17 protein-coding genes are annotated in these 18,248 nt (G+C 35.0%); 14 read left to right on the top strand and 3 right to left on the bottom strand.

The window, feature by feature from the left end:
- The first annotated feature begins 96 nt into the window (after positions 1–96).
- The 6 genes from Q4496_RS12490 to Q4496_RS12515 all read left to right on the top strand — a co-directional run bounded on the left by Q4496_RS12490 (position 97) and on the right by Q4496_RS12515 (position 5,809).
- Positions 97–474 (top strand): DUF3192 domain-containing protein, encoded by a 378-nt coding sequence (locus Q4496_RS12490; protein ID WP_215972743.1) that lies wholly within the window; start codon positions 97–99, stop codon positions 472–474.
- Positions 475–671: 197 nt separating this feature from the next.
- Positions 672–1,310 (top strand): GNAT family N-acetyltransferase, encoded by a 639-nt coding sequence (locus Q4496_RS12495; RefSeq protein ID WP_215972742.1) that lies wholly within the window; start codon positions 672–674, stop codon positions 1,308–1,310.
- Between the two features lie 133 nt (positions 1,311–1,443).
- Complete coding sequence (gene fadR, locus Q4496_RS12500; RefSeq protein WP_215972741.1) at positions 1,444–2,157, top strand: fatty acid metabolism transcriptional regulator FadR; 714 nt, start codon at positions 1,444–1,446, stop codon at positions 2,155–2,157.
- 299 nt (positions 2,158–2,456) lie between these two features.
- Positions 2,457–4,076 (top strand): methyl-accepting chemotaxis protein, encoded by a 1,620-nt coding sequence (locus Q4496_RS12505; protein ID WP_215972740.1) that lies wholly within the window; start codon positions 2,457–2,459, stop codon positions 4,074–4,076.
- Positions 4,077–4,197: 121 nt separating this feature from the next.
- Entirely contained in the window at positions 4,198–5,367 is a 1,170-nt protein-coding gene (locus Q4496_RS12510) for a porin (protein ID WP_215972739.1), read from the top strand.
- 10 nt (positions 5,368–5,377) lie between these two features.
- A complete protein-coding gene (locus Q4496_RS12515) occupies positions 5,378–5,809 on the top strand; it encodes a phosphate ABC transporter substrate-binding protein (RefSeq protein WP_252727446.1) in 432 nt (143 codons plus the stop codon).
- A gap of 93 nt (positions 5,810–5,902) precedes the next feature.
- On the opposite strand, the gene sodB is transcribed toward Q4496_RS12515, so the two are convergent.
- Complete coding sequence (sodB, locus tag Q4496_RS12520; RefSeq protein ID WP_303602547.1) at positions 5,903–6,487, bottom strand: superoxide dismutase [Fe]; 585 nt, start codon at positions 6,485–6,487, stop codon at positions 5,903–5,905.
- A gap of 302 nt (positions 6,488–6,789) precedes the next feature.
- Between sodB and Q4496_RS12525 the strand changes: the two genes are divergently transcribed.
- On the top strand, positions 6,790–7,134 hold the full coding sequence (locus tag Q4496_RS12525) for a Grx4 family monothiol glutaredoxin (RefSeq protein WP_252727445.1): 345 nt from the start codon (positions 6,790–6,792) through the stop codon (positions 7,132–7,134).
- Between the two features lie 92 nt (positions 7,135–7,226).
- Positions 7,227–7,832, top strand: a complete 606-nt coding sequence (locus Q4496_RS12530; RefSeq protein ID WP_215972737.1) for a peroxiredoxin — start codon at positions 7,227–7,229, stop codon at positions 7,830–7,832.
- A 113-nt stretch (positions 7,833–7,945) separates the two neighbouring features.
- On the opposite strand, the gene rnt is transcribed toward Q4496_RS12530, so the two are convergent.
- Positions 7,946–8,617: a ribonuclease T gene (rnt, locus tag Q4496_RS12535; protein WP_215972736.1), complete on the bottom strand. Its 672-nt coding sequence runs from the start codon at positions 8,615–8,617 to the stop codon at positions 7,946–7,948.
- Positions 8,618–8,944: 327 nt separating this feature from the next.
- On the opposite strand from rnt, the gene Q4496_RS12540 reads away from it, so the two are divergent.
- From Q4496_RS12540 to glnS, 3 genes are all read left to right on the top strand, one after another.
- Complete coding sequence (locus tag Q4496_RS12540) at positions 8,945–9,808, top strand: OmpA family protein (RefSeq protein ID WP_215972765.1); 864 nt, start codon at positions 8,945–8,947, stop codon at positions 9,806–9,808.
- Positions 9,809–9,962: 154 nt separating this feature from the next.
- On the top strand, positions 9,963–11,822 hold the full coding sequence (locus Q4496_RS12545) for a M1 family metallopeptidase (protein WP_303610547.1): 1,860 nt from the start codon (positions 9,963–9,965) through the stop codon (positions 11,820–11,822).
- A gap of 124 nt (positions 11,823–11,946) precedes the next feature.
- Positions 11,947–13,617 carry a glutamine--tRNA ligase gene (glnS, locus tag Q4496_RS12550; RefSeq protein ID WP_215972734.1) on the top strand — a complete coding sequence of 557 codons (1,671 nt, stop codon included), beginning with the start codon at positions 11,947–11,949 and terminating at the stop codon, positions 13,615–13,617.
- Positions 13,618–13,750: 133 nt separating this feature from the next.
- Here glnS and yhbY read toward each other — a convergent pair whose 3' ends face one another.
- Positions 13,751–14,047 (bottom strand): ribosome assembly RNA-binding protein YhbY, encoded by a 297-nt coding sequence (yhbY, locus tag Q4496_RS12555; RefSeq protein WP_215972764.1) that lies wholly within the window; start codon positions 14,045–14,047, stop codon positions 13,751–13,753.
- A gap of 423 nt (positions 14,048–14,470) precedes the next feature.
- On the opposite strand from yhbY, the gene rlmE reads away from it, so the two are divergent.
- From rlmE to folP, 3 genes are all read left to right on the top strand, one after another.
- Positions 14,471–15,112, top strand: coding sequence for a 23S rRNA (uridine(2552)-2'-O)-methyltransferase RlmE (gene rlmE / locus Q4496_RS12560; protein WP_215972733.1), 642 nt, complete (start codon positions 14,471–14,473; stop codon positions 15,110–15,112).
- 191 nt (positions 15,113–15,303) lie between these two features.
- Complete coding sequence (gene ftsH, locus Q4496_RS12565) at positions 15,304–17,259, top strand: ATP-dependent zinc metalloprotease FtsH (RefSeq protein ID WP_215972732.1); 1,956 nt, start codon at positions 15,304–15,306, stop codon at positions 17,257–17,259.
- Positions 17,260–17,349: 90 nt separating this feature from the next.
- Positions 17,350–18,198, top strand: a complete 849-nt coding sequence (folP, locus tag Q4496_RS12570; RefSeq protein ID WP_303602549.1) for a dihydropteroate synthase — start codon at positions 17,350–17,352, stop codon at positions 18,196–18,198.
- Positions 18,199–18,248: the final 50 nt, after the last annotated feature.

Here is an 18,248-nt window from a genome sequence, read left to right on the forward strand (position 1 = left end):
TTTTATTTAATATAATCAGTTGGTTATGTTTTTTTGTGTTGTTGGTTTGTTTTTTGCTTTATTACGCATGAAAGTATAATTCTATTAGGAGTAAATATGAAAAAATCATTGTTGGCATTACTTATTGTTTTACCGTTAACAACAACGTTAACTGGCTGTGTTATCTCAGTAAAAGATGGTCAAGTAGATCATTCAATTATGGGGGATAGTGAAGACAGAAGTTATAAAAACCGTAAAGTTATAGCACAAGTTCAACTCGGTACAAGTGTTGTCGATATGCAAGAAAAGTTAGGTGTTGCTGATTTTTCTGAAACTTACACTTACAATGAAAAAACTATTCGTGTTTTATATTATAGAAGTCAACGCAAGCATAAAGATGGGTTAACGACTAAGGATGAATGTACTTATTTAGAATTTGTTGATGGTACATTAACTCAAACAGGTAACGGTGACGAATATAAAAAATTACTATAATTAAAAATAGCAATACACCGAGCAGTATATTAAATGAAATAATATTGGTATGACATGATGTTATACCAAGTTATTTTATATTTATAACCCTGCACTATAATTATGACAGTTGAATTTTATTTACCTATTATTAAAAAAACTGGTATGGTGAATATAGGATAAAAAAATAAATATAATTGTTGGATTGGAGAACTTGTATGTCAGCGACTGTTTCGGTAGATAGTGAACTTGATATAAAGGCAACTTACCTTAGTGCAGAGAACCTTAAAGTAGCGGCTTCGCTCCTTTTTCAATCCTATCATGATGACCCTGTTTTTTTAGATATATTCAACAGTGACAAAGAAGGTTATGAGCAAAGATTAAGAGCATCAATCAGAGAAGAGTTAAACGCTTTCTGGCAAGCTAAGCAACCCATGGTAGGTTTGTATTTGGGCGAGTCGATGGTAGGTGTTGCTTGTTTGAATAGTCCAGATGATAGTGTAGGTACGGAAAGATTCTGGCATTGGCGTTTAAAAATGTTGCTAAGTGCTGGATATTTAAGCACTAAACAGATGATAGAAAAAGAAAAAGTTGTCCTTGCCTCTATCCCATTAAAAAAATTTCACATGTTATCCTTTATTGCTATTCACCCTTTGCATCAACATCATGGCTTTGGTCATTATCTAATGGCAGCAGTAAATACTGTTCTTGAAGAGCATAGTGATAGTGAAGGTGTTGCAGTTTATGCAACATCAGGAAAGTTTAGAACTTTTTTTGAAGATGCAAATTATAAATTTATTAAAGATTTAACTGTTGGTAAAGTTTCTGGTGCTTTAATGGTACATTACAGAGAATAATTAGCTGCTTAACCTTTATCTTTTATAATGTCATGAGCTTGGTTAGACCAGTCTTTTCTATTACGCTTGTACCAATTCAATCTTCTGGTACAATCAGTTTTATTAATTTATCTTTTTTAGGTCGTTTACGAATATGGTTATAAAAGCTCAAAGCCCTGCCGGATTTGCCGAGCAATATATTGTTGAATCAATTTGGAATGGTGGTTTTCCTCCTGGTTCAATTTTACCAGCAGAGCGTGAATTATCAGAGCTAATTGGTGTAACTAGAACAACCCTTAGAGAAGTACTACAGCGCTTGGCTAGAGATGGTTGGTTGACTATTAAACATGGAAAACCAACAAAAGTGAATAACTTTTGGGACACGTCAAGTTTAAATATTTTAGAAACGCTAGCGCATCTTGACCAAGAAGGTGTTCCTGATTTAGTGGATAATCTCTTATCAGCTCGTACTAATATCAGTGCTATTTATATTCGTGGTGCTATAAAAAACAATCCTAAAAAGACTATTGAATTGTTGAGTGCTTATACTGATATTGAAGATAATGGTGAAGCATTTGCTGAGTTTGATTATCAACTAAATAAAGAATTGGCAATAGCCTCAGAAAATTCTATTTATTTACTAATATTAAATGGTTTTAAAGGATTGTATTCGCGCATTGGTAGTTTGTATTTTGCGCACCCAACAGGACGTGAAATATCAAGGGCTTATTACCAAAAGCTTATTGAACTAGCGAACGAAGGACGTTTTGATGATTCTATTTTTGAAGTTCGTAAGTACGGCATAGAATCTGGAAAACTTTGGGCTGAATTAAAGGATGATGTGCTTAAAGAGCTTACTGTAGATTAATCATTTTATTTACACACATTTAAGCAAATAGACAATTTAGTTATACTATTTGCTTTTATTATGAATACACAGTTTAAATTATAAAAGAATCACCCCCCTTCCATTACTAATATAGTTATTCAAATTAGGTCTTTATTATCTATAAACATGCATTAGAACAATGGATTGCTCATTAATTATTCGTTTGAGTTGTTTACTTCAAACTCTTGATTTTAAAATTTGCGTAATATGATTTTTTTACTACACTCACTTTATTATGTATAAAAAAATTGTTGATTAACAATAACTAGAAGGCAAATATGGATTTATTTAAAACATTATCGATTCGCTATAAAATACTTTTAATTCCATTTGTTGGGGCTATTGGGTTCTGTGTGTATTTAGCTATAACACTTATGGCTATGTCTCACATAGTGACACAATTAGATAAGGCATATCGTATCGAATATCAGTTATTACAAACATCTGAATATAGCCTTGTTAGGCTGGATAAGTTGAAAGAAACGTTAGGTAATGCTGCAACTATGGGAGAAACCGATTTACTTGATGCTGCTAATACTTATGCGCAAGAAACTCGTGATAAACTTCAAAATAATATTCAGTCAGATGCAGAGAATGCGAATTATTTACGCTCGTTACTCAATGATTTTAATGAATATTATCAATTAGCTTTTGCACTTTCAAGTGAGATGGTAGATGGTTCTGCTGACTTTTCTACGTTAGGGAAGCGAAGTCAAGCAATGTCCGAAAAGCTTACTAATTTGCAAAATAAATTAAATACCTTTCGCGCAGAGCGATATCAATCTTTTACTCAAGCGTTTGAGTCTGTTAATGAAAAGGCAGAGTCAAATACCACCACAGGTATGATAGTTGGCGCTATTACTATCTTATCGTTGTTTGCTGTTGCTATTCCTGTTGCGAGAACGATTAGTTCAAGTTTACAAAATATTATTCAGTCAATGAAAGGTATTGCCCAAGAGAATGGAGATTTAACTGTTAGGCTTACCACTAACAGTAAAGACGAAATAGGTGAGTTAGTTCTATGGTTCAATAGCTTTATTGAAAAACTACAAGGTGTTATTAAAAATGTAGTAGATACCGCTTTACCATTAGCTGAAACCGCAAATACAATTTCGCAACTATCGAGTAGTACCATCAGCTCGTTTAACCGCCAATCAGACAGTGTTATTCAATCAAGACAGTCGGTCGAAGAAATGAGCCAAAGTGTTGCTGAAATTACGACTAATGCAGCAGATGCAGCTGATGCAGCCAAAAATGCAAATATAGAAGCTGAAAAAGGTAAGGACGTTGTTGAGCAAACGGTAATAGGTATTAGAACTTTAGCCGAAAATGTAACGCAAGCAGCAGAAACTGTGAATCAATTACAGGAAGATACCGATAGGGTAAATGTTGTGCTTGAAGTCATACGTGGTATTGCTGACCAGACCAACTTGCTAGCACTTAATGCTGCTATTGAAGCGGCAAGAGCAGGTGAACAAGGCCGTGGTTTTGCTGTAGTTGCAGATGAAGTTAGAAATCTAGCATCACGCACACAAGAATCTACAGAAGAAATTAATCAAATGCTGGGGCAGTTACAAGGTGCAGCTAAAAAAGCGGTAACTATGATGGAAAGCTCACGCACGAGTGTTGAAGAAAGTGTGAAAACGGCTATTGAAGCCGGTGATAGCTTAGTTGTTATAACGGATACAGTTAATGTTATCGCTGATATGAATGGAGCAATAGCTGTTGCAACAGAAGAGCAACATCAAGTTTCTGGATTGATGGTTGGTCATGTTGAAGATATTCAATCTTGTGCTGATGAAGCCTCTAAAGCATCACGTGAAATTGGTGATGTAAGTGAGCAACTAACGATTTTGGCTTCAGCATTAGAGTCTGTAGCTCGTCAATTTAAGGTCTAATTTTTAGCTATATTGCTATTTAAAGTAAGAACAATAAGTAATATTTAATAATAATAACTGTAGTTTCAATAAAGCAGTAAACGGATTTAACATAACTCAACATAATGATAGGTATATTATAATGAAGCATAATAGAATAGCGCTTGCGCTAACAGGTATTTTATTAGCAGGTAGTGCCAATGCTGAAATCACATTAAATGGTTTTGCTAGTATTGTTGCTGGTGTTACAACAGCAAGTGATGAAAGCTTATATGGCTATGACGATTCAATCGATTTTAGTCCTGATTCACTATTTGCTTTACAAGCATCAAGCGATTTAGGCGAAGGTTTAAGTATTACCGCCCAAATACTATCCCGAGGTGCCGATGATTGGGATCCTAAATTTGAATGGGCTTATGTTGGTTATCAAGTCAATGATAATTTGAAAATATTGGCTGGTCGTCAACGTATACCTTTTTATATGTACTCTGATTTTTTAGATGTGTCTTATGCTTACCCTTGGATTACTCCGCCAAGAGGAGTTTATGACGTACCTTTTGATACCTTCGATGGGATTGCCGCTATATATTCGACGCAGCTTGGTGATTTTGATACAACACTACACGCTATTTATGGTGGTAATAATTCAGATATAGAAGTGTTCGATAATGAGAGTAGTGCTGATTTTACAAATTTTGCAGGTGCCTCGTTAACGTTAACACGTGATTGGCTAACACTTAGAGGTGCTTATTTCCAAACAGAAATGAATATTGATTTGTTGGCTATTAAACCTTTAGTAGATGGTTGGAATGGATTAGGCCAAAATCATATTGCTAGTCAAATTGATATAGCATCAGATACCAGTGAGTTTATTGAGCTTGGTTTCCAACTTGATTTTGACCAAATTATTATAGTAGGTGAATACTCTTCATTATCATTAGATGATACAGCTTTACCTGATCAAGAGTCTTATTATTTGATGGCCGGTTATCGATTTAATAATATGATGGTACATGTAACTTATGGGGTTGATGAAGATGACCAAGATCCTATTACGTTAAACTATCAAATACCAGGTATACCAGATGGCACGGCATTTGAATCTTTACCTGTAGACTTACAAACTTTGATTTATGGTACCGAAAGTTTAGATACCGCGACAGATGAAGACACCAGTTATATCACATTAGGTCTGCGTTGGGATTTCCACCAATCTGCGGCATTAAAATTTGAATATACCTCTTTTAGCGACGATCTCGATAGTAATAGTGACTCAGGCTTGTTTAGAACAGCATTAGTAACTGTATTTTAGGAGTTGAAAAATGAAATTTTTAAAAAGTACTCAAAGTAAACTTTTATTATGTACATCTGTTTTTTTTCTTAGTTTCTCTTCTATAGCTGATGTTGCGGTTGTTGTTAACTCAACTAACGCTGATATTATTGATGATAGTGATATAGCGCGAATTTTTATGGGCAAAATGAAAGCATTTCCAAGTGGTGGATCCATTGAACCGATTAATTCAGTTTCAGGTAGTGCAGTACGCAGTGAATTCGAAGAAAAAGTATTAAATAAAAGTTCAAGTCAGATGAAGGCTTATTGGTCTAAATTGATCTTCTCAGGTCGAGGTAAGCCACCAACAGAATTAGGGTCAGATGCTGAGGTATTAAAACATATCGCTGCTAATGCCGGCGCTATTGGTTATGTTGATGCTGCGAGCGTTGATGCATCAGTGAAAGTATTAAAAACCTTTTAATTACTTGTAACCTAATAGTCTAAATGTACTGTTGTTTAAAAAAAACGAGCTTAGTTAGCTCGTTTTTTTATTAAAAATTCCAGCTAATAGCTATTACGCTGAGAAATTTTTGCTAGCAAAATCCCAATTAGCTAGTGCGTAAAAACCTTCCATGTACTTAGGACGAAGATTACGGTAATCGATATAGTATGCATGTTCCCATAAATCAACAGTAAGTAATGGGGTAACACCTTCGTCTGTTAATGGTGTTGCAGCATTAGAAGTGTTAACAATCGCTAAGCTACCATCTGCATTTTTAACTAACCATGTCCAGCTTGAGCCGAAGTTATTAATTGCACTGTCAGTAAATTTTGCTTGAAATTCAGCAAAAGATCCAAAGCTAGCAACAATAGCATCTGCTAAAGCACCGGTAGGTTCACCACCGCCATTAGGGCTTAAACTATTCCAGTAAAAAGTATGGTTCCATATTTGTGCTGCATTATTAAAAATGCCTGCTGAAGAAGTTTTCACTATTTCTTCTAATGATTTGTTAGCAAACTCAGTGCCTTCAATTAAACCATTTAATTTCACTACGTAAGTATTGTGATGTTTTCCATAATGAAACGATAAAGTTTCTGCAGAAATATGTGGTTCTAGGGCATCTTGTTCGTAAGGTAATGCAGGTAATTCAATAGCCATTGTGCTCTCCAAGTTCTTTGTTTTAAAGTTACAGTGTATTCGTGAATAAAGGGTGTATTTTCCAATAAAACTTGAGTAAAATACTCAGGTATTAAGTTTATACTATTTTGAATAACTAGTGTATAGAGTGTATAAGGTTTCTTTATCTATTTTTCAAGTATATAAATTTATTTTCAAGTATTTATTATATTGAATTGAAAAGTGAAACTTCGTCTCCATTATATTTCTAGTGTCAGTTTTACTAAGAATTCAGCTCAGTATAATGAGTATTATTTTTAGAGGTTATTATTTTAGGGGTTATCATGGAAACTATCGAACGTATTAAAGAACAAATTAGTGAGAATACAGTGTTATTGTATATGAAAGGCTCACCAAAACTTCCAAGTTGTGGTTTTTCTTCACAAGCATCTCAAGCCTTGATCTCATGTGGTGAACAATTTGCCTATGTTGATATTTTACAAAACCCTGATATCAGAGCTGAATTACCAAAATATGCAGACTGGCCTACATTTCCACAACTTTGGGTTGAAGGTGAATTAGTTGGCGGTTGTGATATTATTATGGAAATGTTTCAACAAGGTGAGTTGCAAACTTTGATTAAGGAAGCATCAGCTAAAAATGCTTCTGAAGAAACAAGCGCAGAATAAATTTATCAAGAAGTAAATTGATAAGATAATGAGCTGTTATTCATTATTTTCAATATAAATTCTTAATTATTAATAATAGAAAGGAGCACAAAATGAGTGTATTAGTTGGTCGTCCAGCACCAGATTTTACTGCAGCGGCAGTGTTAGGTAGTGGTGAAATTGTTGATACTTTTACGTTAAGTGAAGCAATTAAAGGTAAAAAAGCTGTTGTGTTTTTCTACCCGTTAGATTTTACTTTTGTATGTCCGTCAGAGCTTTTAGCTTTTGATCACCGTATGGAAGAATTCAAAAGTCGTGGTGTTGAAGTTATTGGTGTTTCAATTGATTCACAATTTTCTCATAATGCATGGCGTAATACACCTGTAAATGAAGGTGGTATTGGTCCAGTACAATATACTTTAGTTGCAGATACTAAACATGAAATTTGTAAAGCATATGACGTTGAACATCCTGAAGCAGGTGTTGCTTTCCGTGGTTCATTCTTAATTGATGAAGAAGGTAATGTACGTCATCAAGTAATCAACGATTTGCCACTTGGCCGTGATGTAGATGAAATGCTACGTATGGTTGATGCATTACAATTCCACCAAGAGCACGGTGAAGTATGTCCTGCAGGTTGGAATAAAGGTGATAAAGGTATGACAGCTTCTCCAGATGGTGTTGCAGCTTACCTTACCGATAACGCTGATAAACTTTAATCGTTTTTAAGCGACTAAATTGACAATTATTTCAACTTTTTTTAATTATTGTCACTAAAAATCATATAAAAAAGCTAGTGTTTATGACACTAGCTTTTTTTATGATTTGCTATTTACTCTGCTGGTATAGCTAAAGGCCAGCCACCTAATTCATGCCATTTATTAACAATATGACAAAATAGCTCGGCAGTTTTCTCAGTATCATAAATTGCGGTATGTGCCTCACTATTGCTAAAATCAATTTCAGCAGCTTCACAAGCTTTTGCTAGTACAGTTTGACCTAATGCTAGACCGGCTAATGTGGTCGTATCAAAACTCACAAAGCTATGGAAAGGACTACGTTTAATGTTACAACGTGCTGTTGCGGCATTTAAAAACCCTAAATCAAAAGCTGCATTATGAGCCACAATAATTGCGCGCTGGCACCCTGCAAGCTTCATTTTTTTTCTGACTAATTTAAACAATGTTTTTAAGGCCACATCTTCGTCAACAGCACCACGTAATGGGTGTGTAGGATCAATCCCTGTAAATTCAAGTGCTTTAGGCTCTAGGTTTGCCCCTTCAAAAGGATGAACATTAAATTGTATGGTTTCATCAATTGATAACTTACCTGAAACTTCATCTAATGATAATACAGAGGCTGCAATTTCAAGTAAGGCATCAGTTTGGGCATTAAAGCCACCTGTTTCGACATCAATAACTACAGGGAAATAACCACGAAATCGTTGTGCTAATAATGGTTTACTTATTTCTTTATCTTCTTTTACTTCTACAGTATCTGACATATTATAAATTTGGCTTAAGAGAAAACTTGGATGAGTAATTATCTCAGAAAATTATTGTAAACACGATAGTAATACTTACCTGATTACATTTATGAGTCGCTTATAATATAAATGTGAATTTAGTTTGGTTTTTTAGTAATATTTAATTAGGTATAAAAATAATAAATTAGTGATAAAACACTAAAATAACGAAAAAATAGAGATAAAGTGTTAAAGTAATTCTAGTTTGAGACGATATAACTAATGTCATTAATTAATTATGTAATCAATATTATGAAAATATACTCTCCAAATACATATAAATTGTTCTTCTCTTCATCATTTTTTATGACAGCTTCTATCGCCTTGTATTTCATGTTTTTCGTAACACAGGCGCAAGCTAATATTCGACAATACAGCGCTGATCTTAATAGTTCAAAATGGCAACTTGCTGATGACTCTCGCTTACAATGTACGTTATCACATCAAATTCCTAATTATGGACAAGCACGTTTTTCAGCAAAAGCAAGTCGTAAACTGAATATGGAATTTGAGCTTGATATGATGCTTCTACCTGATAGCTATTCGCTTGCGCAAGTACGAAGTGAGTCACCTAGCTGGCGTCCTGGCTATGGCGGAAAAGTTTTAGCGAACATGAAGCTTCAGAAACAATTCAACCCTAGTTTACCTAAGAAGGTTGCTTGGACTATGTTAAGTGAGTTAGAGCAAGGAATGAGTCCAACTTTTTATTATAATGATTGGTATAGTGAAGACGATGAAATATCTGTTGGCTTATCAACCGCTCGTTTTAAAGGTGCATATAAAAATTTTGTTGCTTGTGTCGGAAATTTATTAAATTACAGTTTTGAAGACATCGCTTTTACCGTATTAAATTATCAATCAAATAGTGAGCAATTTACGAAAGCATCGCAACGACGTGTTGATATGATCAGAGAGTATTTAAGTTTAGATCCTAAACTAGAACTAGTATTGGTAGATGCGTATTCAGATAGTTATGGTGCCCGTTGGCCTAACCTTAAACTATCTGAACGTAGAGCGCTTAAAATACGTGATTATTTTGTCAAAAATGGAATAGATGCAAGCCGTATTGAGGCCAAAGGTTATGGTGAAAAACGTCATATATCTTCTAATGCCTCAACACTCGGACGTGGTAAAAACCGTCGTGTAGTCATTCAAATGCAAAAACTTTAAAGTCGACCTATTTATACAAAAGCCGATTGTAAATATTTCTTTATACTCTTTCAATTTGCTGAATATATTAATAATACAAAATAGTTGAATAGACTTGTTGATTCAAAGTAATCTACAAGTCTATTTTTTTTGTGAGTTTTTTAGGATTATTTTAATGAAAATTTTTAAGCGGTTTATGTTGTTAGCAACATTATTTATATCGCAATTAGCAACAGCGGATAATAAGCCAGTATTAAACGATGCTTATACCTATTCAAATTATGATCAAGTTATCACAACCCACCTTTATTTAGACCTAGCGGTCAATTTCGAAGAAAAAGCATTAACAGGCTTTGCTGAGCTATCATTAAAATGGCTTAGTGATACACCACAAAGTATCATTTTAGATACACGTGATCTGGTTATTCATAACGTTCTTGCCCAAAATGTTCAAGATGAATGGCAAAAGGTAAATTATACACTTGCTGAACGAGATTCTGTTTTAGGTTCAAAACTGACGATCGATACAAAATTCAAAGCTAAAAAATTACGTGTTTATTATAATTCAACCGAAAAAGCGTCTGGTTTACAATGGTTATCTGCTGAGCAAACTGCAGGTAAGAAACAACCATTCTTATTTAGCCAGAATCAAGCAATTCATGCTCGCTCTTGGATTCCTATTCAAGATACACCAAGTGTTCGTGTTACTTACACCGCTAGAATTACAACAGATAAAGATTTATTAGCAGTAATGAGTGCTAATAATGAACCAGATACTGAGCGAGATGGCGATTACTTCTTTTCTATGCCACAAGCAATTCCTGCTTATTTAATTGCCATTGGTGTCGGTGATTTACATTTTAAATCAATGAGCCATCAAACTGGTATTTATGCTGAATCTAATATTTTAGATGCGGCAGTAGCTGAGTTTGATGATACTCAGGCGATGATTGATAAAGCTGAAAAAATGTATGGAAAATATCGTTGGGGTCGTTATGATTTATTAATATTACCACCAAGCTTTCCTTTTGGTGGTATGGAAAATCCACGTTTATCTTTTATCACACCAACTGTTATCGCAGGGGATAAAAGTTTAGTAAACTTAATTGCACATGAGCTAGCGCATTCATGGTCTGGTAATTTAGTCACCAATGAAAGCTGGCGTGATTTATGGTTAAACGAAGGTTTTACCAGTTATGTTGAAAATCGCATTATGGAAGCTGTGTTTGGTAAAAACAGAGCTATTATGGAGCAATCGCTAGATGCTCAAAATTTGAATAATGAAATAGCTGAATTATCTGCTGGTGACACTCAGTTATATATCGATCTAAAGGGACGTGATCCTGATGATGCTTTTTCAGGTGTTCCTTACACTAAAGGACAATTATTTTTAATTTATCTTGAGAAGAAGTTTGGTCGTGAGCGTTTTGATGCTTTCGTACTCGAATATTTTGACAGTCATGCATTTCAAAGCTTAGGTACGAATAACTTTGTTAAATATCTTAAAGCTAATTTAACGCATAAATATCCAAACATTGTTAGCGATGAAGATGTTAATGAATGGATTTATGGACAAGGTTTACCTACGTTTGTACCTAAGCCTACCTCAACAGCTTTTAGTACGATTGATCAGCAAATATCACAATGGCTAGCAGAAGGTATAACATTAACCCAATTACCTACAACAAATTGGACATTGCATGAATGGTTACACTTTATCAATAATTTGCCTACAGATATTAACATCGAACGTATGGTTGCAATTGATAAAGCTTTTAACTTAACACAGAGTAAAAATGCTGAAATAGCACATGCTTGGTTTTTATTATCAATCAGAGCAGGTTACGATGTTGTTTATCCAGAAATGTCTGAGTATTTAGTGGCTATCGGGCGTCGTAAGCTAATAGTGCCACTATATAAAGAATTAGCTCAAACAGAACAGGGTAAAGCATGGGCGCTTAAGGTTTATCAAAAAGCACGCCCTGGTTATCATGGTTTAGCTCAAGGTACTGTTGATGATATTTTGAAAAAATAAATATCAGTATATATAACTTCAGTGAAATAAATTAAAGGCTCTGTTGAGCCTTTTTGCTATTCGCTGATTAGAACTCTTGATATAATAATATCAATTACGTTAATTTTCTTTAGAGGCTCTGTGGATGTCGGAAGTTGAAAACCGCCCAACAAATTTTATTCGTCAAATTATCGATGCTGATCTTGCTAGTGGCAAACATAGTTCAATACAAACACGTTTTCCGCCAGAACCAAATGGTTTCTTGCATATTGGTCATGCAAAAGCTATTTGTTTAAGCTTTGGGATTGCTCAAGATTATAATGGTGCGTGTAACTTACGTTTCGACGACACCAATCCGGAAAAAGAAGATATTGATTATGTGCACGCTATTCAAAAAGATGTGCAATGGTTAGGTTTTGAATGGGCAGGTGATGTTCATTATTCATCAGACTATTTTGAGCAATTACATGATTTTGCGGTTGAATTGATTAGCAAAGGCTTAGCGTTTGTTTGTTTTTTAAATGGCGATGAAATGCGTGAGTATCGTGGTACGTTAAACAAGCCAGGTAAAAATAGTCCGTATCGTGATACGTCTATTGAAGAAAACTTAGCGTTATTTGCCAAGATGCGTAACGGTGAATTCAAAGAAGGTGAGTGTTCTTTACGTGCTAAAATAGATATGACATCAAGCTTTATGTGTATGCGTGATCCTATTATTTATCGTGTACGATTTGCTCATCATCATCAAACTGGTGATAAATGGTGTATTTATCCAATGTATGATTTTACACACTGTTTATCCGATGCTATTGAAGGTGTGACTCACTCTTTATGTACGTTAGAGTTTCAAGATAACCGACGTTTATATGACTGGGTTATTGATAATGTTTCTGTACCAGTAAAGCCTCAACAATATGAATTTTCACGCTTAAACCTTGAATATACATTAATGAGTAAACGTAAGTTAAATACTTTAGTGGAAGAAAAGCTTGTTGATGGCTGGGATGATCCTCGTATGCCAACGATTGCTGCTTTTAGGCGTCGAGGTTATACACCTGCTTCACTTAGAGAGTTTGCTAAGCGAATTGGCGTTACTAAAATGGAAAACACAGTTGAAATGAGTGTTTTAGAAGCATGTATTCGTGAAGATTTAAATGATAATGCTCCTCGTGCTATGGCAGTGCTTGATCCTATAAAATTAGTGATAGAAAACTACCCTGAAGGTAAAACTGAAGAGCTTGTCGTAAAGAATCATCCAAGTGACGATAGCCAAGGTACACGCATTGTGCCATTTAGTGGTGAACTCTATATTGAAGCAGAAGACTTTAGAGAAGAGGCCAATAAAAAATATAAACGTTTAGTACTCGATAAAGCTGTGCGTTTACGTGGTGCTTATGTTGTTACGGCAACACGTTGTGATAAAGATGAAGCAGGTAATGTTACGACGGTTTACTGTAATTACCTTGACGATACTTTAGGTAAAAATCCGACTGATGGTACTAAGCCCAAAGGTGTTATTCATTGGGTTGACGCTGATAAATCACTTGATGCGACAGTACGTTTATATGACCGTTTATTTACTGTTCCAAATCCTGCAGCTGAAGATGATTTTTATAAAGTGATGAACCCTGAATCATTGATTAAAGTTGAAAAAGCTAAAGTAGAGCCTTCATTAAAGTTAGCGAAGCCTGAACAAGCTTTTCAATTTGAGCGCCAAGGTTACTTTTGTTTAGATAATAAGATTGAAAATACAGATGAACTTATTTTTAACCGTACTGTAGGCTTACGTGATACATGGGCTAAGATAGCTCAGTAAGTTATTGAAGTTATTGTTATAAAGTTTTAATGAACACAAAAAAAGACCGTAGGTTACAAGTTAATTACCTGTAACCTACGGTCTTTTTATATAAACAAATAAAAACTTACTTGTTTATTGATTTTATATGCAGTTAAAGCTTAGGTATGCGAATTTTTTTCTCGTCACTTTGACGGTAAATAATTAGTGTTTTACCAATTACTTGTACTTTTATCGCTTGAGTTTCACGACAAATAGCGTCAACTATTAAGCCCTTTGTATCTCTGTCGTCAGTTGGTATTTTCACTTTAATTAATTCATGATGATTAAGCGCATAATCAATTTCAGCAACAACAGCTTCTGTTAAGCCATTATTACCAAGTAAAACAACAGGTTTTAGTGGGTGTGCAACACCTCTTAAATATTGTATTTGTTTCTTATTTATAGTCATTAAAAAATTTCGATAGTCGTTAACTTGAATTAACGCTATTTTACCCTTATCTAACACTTAATACCAATTCTATTCAATTTATTCCTAGTGATAAAGAACATTAGTAAGCTTATAACAAATAAAAGTTTAGTTAACGATCATTATTCTATGTGCTACTTGTATTTAGCGCGAGAATGATTAATTAATTGAATAAAAAAATTCAGTTGTTAATGAAGTACCTCTCTTACAGTCAGATAATTGATAACTAGAAATCAATTTCAATACCTTATGGTTAACTATCATTAAGCTAGTATAGAAATATTAGTTACCTGCAATTTATGTTCAAATCTAATTTTTTAATTTTCGTTGGGTGGGGAAATAACTGATGAGACTTGATATAATCTTTATTAATAGTCGAAAAAACTTTTAATATGGCAAAAAAATATGGCAAAACCCCCAGTAAAGAAAAAACATACTAACAGTTCGCAACGTTGGCTTGATGAACACTTTGAAGATGAATATGTAAAAAAAGCGAAAAAATTGGGTTTACGTTCTCGTGCAGTTTTCAAAATTGAAGAAATAAATAATAAAGATAAATTGATAAAGCAAGGCATGAAGGTGGTTGACCTGGGCGCTGCGCCAGGTGGTTGGTCTGAATATGCAGTTAAAGCGGTAGGTGATAGTGGACAAGTTATTGCTTGTGATATTTTATCTATGGACGCGATTGCCGGAGTCGATTTTCTACAAGGTGATTTTCGAGAAGAAGCGGTACTTGACGCTTTGTTAACAAGAATTAATGGTAAGACAATTGATGTAGTTATGTCAGATATGGCCGCTAATATGACTGGTAACGAAAGTGCTGATTCAGCACGTAGTATGTACTTAGTCGAGCTCGCGTTAGATATGTGTCATCAAGTATTAAAGCCTAACGGTGCGTTTGTTGTTAAAGTGTTCCAAGGGGCTGGTTTTGAAGACTTTATGAAAGCTGCTCGCGCGGTATTTAAAACAGTTAAAACACGTAAACCAGAATCTTCACGCGCGCGTTCACGTGAAGTTTACCTTGTCGCTACGGGTTTTACTGGCTAGATGTAAAAATTAATTTTGTTTCTACTTTATTCAAGCTAAGTGCGTTAATATGTTACTAGTTGTAAATACCGACTAAAGTAAATTAGCGACAAAGCTTGAATTGTAGTAAATTAGGCACAACATAATAATTTAGGTTAGAACTAACTCTGACCAATTTATATTAAATTTTCACCCCCAATGAGGTCATTAAGTTGAGCGATATGGCAAAAAATCTTATTTTATGGTTAGTAATAGCCGTTGTTTTAATGTCTGTTTTTCAGAGTTTTTCTCCTAATACAGCAAATGAAGCACAAATGGACTACACGCGTTTTATCACTGATGTTCGTCAAGGACAAATCCGTGATGCTAGCGTAGACAGAAACGGAGTAATTACTGGCGAAAAACGTACCGGTGAAAGCTACACTACTACTATTCCTGGTGGATATGATCGTGATTTAATCAACGACCTAGTAAAGCAGGGGGTTCGTGCTCAAGGTAAATTACCAGAAGAAACAAGCTTTTTAACCACCATTTTTGTCTCATGGTTTCCAATGATCTTATTAATTGGTGTTTGGATTTTCTTTATGCGCCAAATGCAAGGTGGGGGCGGTAAAGGCGCTATGTCTTTTGGAAAATCAAAAGCACGTCAACTAAGTGAAGAACAAATTAAAACAACATTTGCTGATGTTGCTGGTTGTGATGAAGCTAAAGAAGATGTTGCAGAATTAGTTGATTACTTAAGAGAACCAACAAAATTTCAAAAGTTAGGTGGTCGTATTCCTTCAGGTATTTTACTTGTCGGTCAACCAGGTACAGGTAAAACATTATTAGCGAAAGCGATTGCCGGTGAAGCGAAAGTACCTTTTTTTACTATTTCAGGTTCTGATTTTGTTGAAATGTTTGTGGGTGTTGGTGCATCACGTGTTCGTGATATGTTTGAACAAGCTAAAAAAGCAGCACCTTGTATAATTTTCATTGATGAAATTGATGCTGTAGGTCGCCAACGTGGCGCAGGTATGGGTGGTGGTCATGATGAACGTGAACAAACACTAAACCAAATGCTCGTTGAAATGGATGGTTTTGAAGGTAATGAAGGCGTTATTGTTATTGCTGCAACTAACCGTCCAGATGTATTAGATCCGGCTTTATTACGTCCTGGCCGATTTGATCGCCAAGTAACTGTTGGTTTACCTGATATTCGTGGCCGTGAACAAATCTTAAAAGTACACATGCGTAAAGTTCCTTTAGGAGACGATGTTAAAGCTGCTGTTATTGCACGTGGTACGCCAGGTTTCTCTGGTGCAGATTTAGCAAACTTAGTAAATGAAGCTGCATTATGGGCTGCTCGTACTTCACGACGCACAGTAAGTATGCATGAGTTCGATAAAGCTAAAGATAAAATTATGATGGGCTCGGAACGTAAGTCCATGGTAATGAGTGAGTCCGAAAAAGAAATGACTGCTTATCATGAAGCTGGTCATGCACTTATTGGTCGCTTAGTCCCTGATCATGATCCTGTTTATAAAGTAAGTATTATTCCTCGTGGCCGAGCGTTAGGGGTAACTATGTACTTGCCAGAGCAAGACAGATTTAGTCATTCTAAACAACATTTAGAAAGTAACATTTCTTCTTTGTATGGTGGACGTATTGCTGAAGAAGTTATTTATGGTAGTGATAAAGTGTCTACTGGTGCTTCGAACGATATTGAGCGCGCAACAAGTATTGCTCGTAAAATGGTTACTCAATGGGGACTTTCAGAAAAATTAGGCCCTATGCTTTTTGCTGAAGAAGAAGGCGAAGTGTTCTTAGGACGTACATCGTCGAAGTCATTACATATGTCTGATGAAACAGCGAAGTTGATTGATGAAGAAATTAAGTTACTAATTTCTCGCAACTATGAGCGTGCAGAAAATTTAATTAAAAACAATTTAGATATTTTACATGCAATGAAAGATGCATTAATGAAATATGAAACAATTGATGCGTTGCAAATTGATGATTTAATGGCACGAGTTGATGTTAGAAAACCATCTGATTGGGATGATACTGATTCTCCAAGTTCTAGCTCAAATTCTAGTGAAGGTGGCTCAGCTAAAAAATCAGAAGAGTCAGAAAAAAGTGTAACGCCTGATCTATCAGAGCCAAGTAGTGATACACCTGCTAAATAATTAGTATCGTGGGTCCAATTAATAAGCCTTGATATTTACTTAATTAAAGTATTTATCGAGGCTTTGTTTTTTAAAGCTAACCCTAAAATTATGTCCGAAAATTCTAGAAATAAACAATCAAACCAAGCCGCATTAGCCGACTTAAGTAATGTACAAGTGATGGGAATTGTAAATGTTACTCCTGATTCCTTCTCTGATGGCGGAAAGTTTGCTCAATTTGATCAAGCATTAAAACAAGTCGAATTGATGATCGAAAACGGAGTCGATATCATTGATATTGGTGGTGAATCAACTCGTCCTGGGGCAATTGAGGTAAGTGAAACAGATGAAGTAACACGGGTTATCCCTTTGCTTAAAGCGATTAAATCCCGTTTTAATATCTGCGTCTCTATCGATACGAGTAAAGCTGTCGTCATGAATGAAGCCATAACTTATGGTGCAGATATGATTAATGATGTTAGAGCGTTGCAAAATGAAGGCTGTCTTGATGTTATTGCACAAAGTGATGTTTCAGTATGTTTAATGCATATGAAAGGCTTGCCAAAAACAATGCAACAAAGCCCTCAATATACGAATATCATTGATGATATTGTTACTTTCTTTGAAGAACGTATTAGAAGTTGCAAAGAAAAAGGAATTAACTCTGAACGTTTAATTTTAGATCCTGGTTTTGGCTTTGGTAAAACACTTGAACATAATTATCAAATGTTAGCTCAGTTTTCTTTATTTAAAAAATTTAACTTGCCCTTGCTTGCCGGAACTTCGCGTAAGTCAATGCTAGGCAACTTACTTAATCGTGACGTTGATCAGCGATTAGCTGGGAGCTTAGCTACTGCGATTCTTGCCGTTCAACAAGGAGCTAATATAGTACGTGTACATGATGTAGCAGAAACTGTCGATGCAATCAAAATTTTAAATGCTGTTGCAAAACATCATTAGTAGGATGCAATGAATTGAAAACTTAGCTGGTTATAAGCTAATACATTGAG

The organism is Colwellia sp. 5_MG-2023 (genome assembly GCF_030547795.1).
GTDB lineage: Bacteria > Pseudomonadota > Gammaproteobacteria > Enterobacterales > Alteromonadaceae > Colwellia.